The sequence below is a fragment of the Streptomyces niveiscabiei genome, assembly GCF_001419795.1.
Lineage (GTDB): Bacteria > Actinomycetota > Actinomycetes > Streptomycetales > Streptomycetaceae > Streptomyces > Streptomyces niveiscabiei.
Window position 1 is genome coordinate 1 of sequence record NZ_LIRL01000334.1, and the last position, 5,130, is coordinate 5,130.

Consider the following 5,130-nt stretch of genomic DNA (forward strand, 5'->3'; position numbering starts at 1 on the left):
CGCCCCCGACGGCCCTCCCGCCGGGCCCCCTGAAGATGACCGCGGAGTTCTCCGCCCGCCCGACGGAGCCGTTGCCGAACTCGGCCGCCCGGCTGCGCGCGGCCCTCGCGGCGGCGTCGGCGCAGCGCCTCGGACTCGTCGTCACGGAGATCGACCTGCGGGTGACGGGCCTGGTCCTCCCGGAGGACCCGCCGGACGAGCCGGAGCCGCTCCGGCCGTGGCAGGGCACCGTGCCGGACGCCCTGGCCGGGGTGCCGGGCGTCCTGGGCGGCACCGTACGCCTGGAGGAGCGGGCCGGGACGAACGCGCTGCCGCGCACGCACGCGCGCGTGGAGATCGCCGTACGCGCGGACCTGCGGACGCTGGACGTGGCGCGCGAGGCCCGCGCGGCGGCGCAGCGGCTGCCGGGCGGGCCGAGTGTGGCGGTGCTGGTGACGGCGGTGGGGTGACCCGCCCTACTCCCCCAGCCCCGCCAGGTCCCTGAGCCTGCGGGCCTGTGCCGTGCGTTCCGCCGTGCGCTGGTCGTCGTACGAGCGGCCTGCCGCGCCCTGGAGGAGGGCCTTCGTCTCCACGACGGCGTCGCGGGGGGCCGCGAGGAGGGTGGCCGTGAGGTCCTGTACGGCCTTGTCGAGGTCGGCGGCGGGGACGACCGTGTTGGCGAGGCCGATGCGGAGGGCCTCGTCGGCGTGGACGTAGCGGCCGGTCAGGCAGATCTCGGCGGCGCGGCCGTAGCCGACGAGGGAGACCAGCGGGTGGGTGCCCGTGAGGTCGGGGACGAGGCCCAGGCTGGTCTCGCGCATGGCGAACTGCACGTCGTCGGCGACGACGCGCAGGTCACAGGCGAGCGCGAGCTGGAAGCCCGCGCCGATGGCGTGGCCCTGGACGGCGGCGATGGACACGACGTCGCTGCGCCGCCACCAGGTGAAGCCCTCCTGGAACCCGGCGATGGCGGCGTCGAGTTCGGCGTCGCCACGGCGCGCGAGGTCCACGAAGGACGGTTCGCCCTCGATGCCCTCGGGCGTGAACATCTGCCGGTCGAGCCCGGCGGAGAAGGACTTGCCCTCGCCGCGCAGCACGACGACGCGGACGGAGCCCGGCAGTGACCGCCCGGCCTCGGCGAGCGCCCGCCACATCGCGGGGCTCTGCGCATTGCGCTTGGCCGGGTTGGTCAGCGTCACCGTGGCGAGCGTGTCGTCGACGGTGAGCCGTACGCCGTCCTTGTCCAGTGCCGGTGCGAGCGAAGCCATGGGGCGCCTCCGATGGGTGCGGTCACCTGAGTACAGCTAAGTGACTGCACAGTAACCACCCGGTCGATCAGTGCGCCGACCGGGTGGCCACCATCGAGGAACGATGGGCCGCCCGACGTCAGGACGTAGCGGCCTTCTTGCCCCTCGTCGCGCCGCCACGCCCACGGAGCGTGACGCCCGACTCGCTGAGCATCCGGTGGACGAAGCCATACGAGCGGCCGGTCTCTTCGGCCAGCGCCCGGATACTCGCCCCGGAGTCGTACTTTTTCTTCAGGTCTGCCGCGAGCTTGTCGCGCGCGGCGCCGGTCACCCGGCTGCCCTTCTTCAGAGTCTCGGCCACCCGTGCCTCCTCATGGGAAGTGCGCTCTGGTCCCCTCATGATCACCCCTCCCGGCGATCCTGGCCACCCATTCGGCAAGGTCCGTGGGTGAGGGTTTTGACGACAGGAGCACGTCTCCACAAACGGAAGGTGATATTCCGAACGGCCGCGTCCGCTCCGTCGAACGCCACTTTGCGTGAACACGCAGGTCAGAGAGGAACGAAGGCCGGCCCCCCGTCGACGGTTGTCGACAAAGGGACCGGCCGGGAAAAGCGGAACGGACACACCTCGATACGAGGAGATCTCACACAGATGATGGATCACCGGTAGGCCGAATGATCCATACTCAGTGGATCATCCATTCGATCAAGCCAGGGCGACCAGATCCGCGTAGTCCGCGCCCCACAGGTCCTCGACGCCGTCCGGCAGCAGGATGATCCGCTCGGGCTGGAGCGCCTCCACCGCGCCCTCGTCGTGGGTGACGAGGACGACGGCGCCCTTGTAGGTGCGCAGCGCGCCGAGGATCTCCTCGCGGGAGGCCGGGTCGAGGTTGTTGGTGGGCTCGTCGAGCAGCAGGACGTTGGCCGAGGAGACGACGAGGGTCGCGAGCGCGAGCCGGGTCTTCTCACCGCCGGACAGGACGCCCGCGGGCTTGTCGACGTCGTCCCCGGAGAACAGGAACGAGCCGAGCGTCTTGCGGACCTCCACGAGGTCGAGGTCGGGCGCGGAGGAGCGCATGTTCTCCAGGACCGTGCGCTCCGGGTCGAGCGTCTCGTGCTCCTGCGCGTAGTAGCCGAGCTTGAGACCGTGACCGGGCCTGACCTCGCCCGTGTCGGGCTTCTCGACGCCGCCGAGGAGGCGCAGCAGGGTCGTCTTGCCCGCGCCGTTGAGGCCGAGGATGACGACGCGCGAGCCCTTGTCGATGGCGAGGTCGACGTCCGTGAAGATCTCCAGGGAGCCGTACGACTTCGACAGGCCCTCCGCCATCAGCGGGGTCTTGCCGCAGGGCGCGGGCTCGGGGAAGCGGAGCTTGGCGACCTTGTCGGAGGCGCGGACCGCCTCCAGGCCCGCCAGCAGCCGGTCGGCGCGCTTGGCCATGTTCTGCGCGGCGACCGTCTTGGTGGCCTTGGCGCGCATCTTGTCGGCCTGCGAGTGCAGGGCGGCGGCCTTCTTCTCGGCGTTCTGCCGCTCGCGCTTGCGGCGCTTCTCGTCGGCCTCGCGCTGCTGCTGGTAGAGCTTCCAGCCCATGTTGTAGACGTCGATCTGGGCGCGGTTGGCGTCCAGGTAGAACACCTTGTTGACGACCGTCTCGACGAGGTCCACGTCGTGGGAGATGACGATGAAGCCGCCCCGGTAGGTCTTCAGGTAGTCCCGCAGCCAGACGATCGAGTCGGCGTCGAGGTGGTTCGTCGGCTCGTCGAGCAGGAGCGTGTCCGCGTCGGAGAACAGGATGCGGGCCAGCTCCACGCGGCGGCGCTGACCGCCGGAGAGCGTGTGCAGGGGCTGGCCGAGCACGCGGTCGGGGAGGTTCAGCGCGGCGGCGATCGTCGCGGCCTCCGCCTCGGCGGCGTACCCGCCCTTGGTGAGGAACTCGGTCTCCTGGCGCTCGTACTGCCGCAGGGCCTTCTCGCGGGTGGCGCCGCTGCCGTTGGCGATGCGCTGCTCGTTGTCGCGCATCTTGCGGATCAGTACGTCGAGCCCGCGCGCGGAGAGGATGCGGTCGCGGGCGAGGACGTCGAGGTCGCCGGTGCGCGGGTCCTGGGGGAGGTAGCCGACCTCGCCGGAGCGGGCGACCTGGCCCGCGGCGGGCTGGCCCTCGCCGGCCAGGACCTTCGTCAGGGTCGTCTTGCCGGCGCCGTTGCGGCCGACGAGGCCGATGCGGTCGCCCTTGGCGACGCGGAAGGTGGCGCTCTCGATGAGGATGCGGGCGCCGGCGCGCAGTTCGATACCGGAGGCGGAGATCACGGACAGACTCCAGGGCGTGTTTGGGATGACTGGACGAGGGTGTGCGGACGATCCCGTCGTCTAATGCGCGAGGAGAATGGCCATGAGGCCAGTCTAACGGGGGCTCGCAAGCGCTTTTGCGGGCCCGGGCGCCGGCCCGTCCGGGTGAGCTGCGGGGGCGGGGGCGCCGTTCGCGCGGCACGCTGGGCGCATGCAGTTCGACGACGACGCGCCGCTGGACACCTCCGAGGTGCAGGACGTGCGCGGAAGCCGGATCCCCGGCGGGCGGGCCACTGTCGGCGGCGGGATCGCCGGGGTGATCGCGCTCCTGCTGGCGCTGTTCCTCGGCGTCGGCCCCGACCAGCTCGGGCTCTCCTCGGGGAGCGACGAGCCGACCGCCACCGCCTCCTCCCTGGCGCAGGTGCAGCAGACCTGCCGGACCGGGCGGGACGCGAACACCAAGGACGACTGCCGGATCGTGGCCGTCGTCAACAGCGTGCAGGACTACTGGAGCGAGGAGTTCCGGCGGCGCGGCGGGACGTACACGCCGTCGCCGACGGTCCTGTTCAGCGGGCGCGTGAACACCGCGTGCGGGGCCGCGAGCGCCGCCGTCGGGCCGTTCTACTGCCCCGGCGACCGCAAGGTCTACCTCGACCTCGGCTTCTTCGAGGAGCTGCGCACGAAGTTCGGGGCGAGCGGCGGCGCCTTCGCGCAGGCGTACGTCGTCGCGCACGAGTACGGCCACCACGTCCAGGACCTCCTCGGCACGCTGAGGCGGTCGCAGGACGGGCGTACGGGCGCGGACAGCAACGCCGTGAAGGTCGAGCTCCAGGCGGACTGCTACGGCGGTGTCTGGGCGCGGCACGCCACCACCACGAAGGACTCCGCGACCGGGCGGCCCCTGCTGACGGACGTCGACGCCGCCGACATCCGCGACGGGCTCGACGCGGCGGCCTCCGTCGGGGACGACCGGATCCAGGAGCGGTTCCAGGGACGGGTCACGCCGGAGTCCTGGACGCACGGGTCGGCGCGGCAGCGGCAGCAGTGGTTCGACACCGGGTACCGCGGCGGTGACATGGAGCGGTGCGACACGTTCCGCTGACGTTGTCAGTGGCGGGTGCCAGACTGGGCGACAGGTGATTTTCCGGCAGGAATCCACAGGGATCGGTCAGGGAGTGGTCGGCATGGCGGGAGCGGCGAGCGGGCGTCCGAGCATCTGTCCGACGGTGCTGTACAGCGACGCGAAGGCGGCGATCCGGCAGCTCACGGAAGCCTTCGGCTTCACGGAACTGACGGTGTACGAGGGCGAGGGCGGGGTGATCCTCCACGCCGAGCTGGTGTACGGGAACGGGGTCGTGATGCTCGGCTCCAAGGGGCGGGGCGGAGCCTTCGACACGGCGATGAAGGGCGCGGGTCCGACGGGGACGTACGTCGTGGTGGACGACGTGGACGCGCATCACCGGCGGGCGGTGGAGCAGGGCGCGGAGATCCTGATGCCGCCGACCGACCAGGACTACGGGGCGCGGGACTACATGGCGCGGGACCTGGAGGGCAACGTGTGGTCGTTCGGGACGTACGCGCCGGAGGTCAGGGGGTGAGATGAGGAGGCTGTGGGGGGTG

General features: G+C 71.6%; 6 protein-coding genes. 3 read left to right on the plus strand and 3 right to left on the minus strand.

The annotated features are described in order from the left end of the window. Window positions 1–449 (plus strand): hypothetical protein (locus tag AOK24_RS17105; protein WP_055720939.1); only part of this gene is annotated, 449 nt, incomplete at its 5' end. Window positions 450–455: 6 nt separating this feature from the next. Here AOK24_RS17105 and AOK24_RS17110 read toward each other — a convergent pair. The 3 genes from AOK24_RS17110 to AOK24_RS17120 all read right to left on the minus strand — a co-directional run bounded on the left by AOK24_RS17110 (window position 456) and on the right by AOK24_RS17120 (window position 3,531). Then, entirely contained in the window at window positions 456–1,247 is a 792-nt protein-coding gene (locus AOK24_RS17110; protein WP_055720940.1) for an enoyl-CoA hydratase/isomerase family protein, read from the minus strand. Window positions 1,248–1,365: 118 nt separating this feature from the next. Further along, entirely contained in the window at window positions 1,366–1,587 is a 222-nt protein-coding gene (locus tag AOK24_RS17115; protein ID WP_010355597.1) for a helix-turn-helix domain-containing protein, read from the minus strand. A gap of 345 nt (window positions 1,588–1,932) precedes the next feature. Further along, window positions 1,933–3,531 (minus strand): ABC-F family ATP-binding cassette domain-containing protein, encoded by a 1,599-nt coding sequence (locus AOK24_RS17120; protein WP_055720941.1) that lies wholly within the window; start codon window positions 3,529–3,531, stop codon window positions 1,933–1,935. 190 nt (window positions 3,532–3,721) lie between these two features. Here AOK24_RS17120 and ypfJ point away from each other — a divergent pair, with 190 nt between their 5' ends. Together ypfJ and AOK24_RS17130 are read left to right on the plus strand one after the other, a co-directional pair. After that, window positions 3,722–4,612, plus strand: a complete 891-nt coding sequence (ypfJ, locus tag AOK24_RS17125; RefSeq protein ID WP_055720942.1) for a KPN_02809 family neutral zinc metallopeptidase — start codon at window positions 3,722–3,724, stop codon at window positions 4,610–4,612. An 82-nt stretch (window positions 4,613–4,694) separates the two neighbouring features. Next, entirely contained in the window at window positions 4,695–5,108 is a 414-nt protein-coding gene (locus AOK24_RS17130) for a VOC family protein (protein WP_055720943.1), read from the plus strand. Window positions 5,109–5,130: the final 22 nt, after the last annotated feature.

Excerpts from the sequence above, each read along its gene's own strand:
- AOK24_RS17110 (WP_055720940.1), bottom strand. The coding sequence starts at position 1,247 with ATGGCTTCGCTCGCACCGGCACTGGACAAGGACGGCGTACGGCTCACC.
- ypfJ (WP_055720942.1), top strand. The coding sequence starts at position 3,722 with ATGCAGTTCGACGACGACGCGCCGCTGGACACCTCCGAGGTGCAGGAC.
- AOK24_RS17130 (WP_055720943.1), top strand. The coding sequence starts at position 4,695 with ATGGCGGGAGCGGCGAGCGGGCGTCCGAGCATCTGTCCGACGGTGCTG.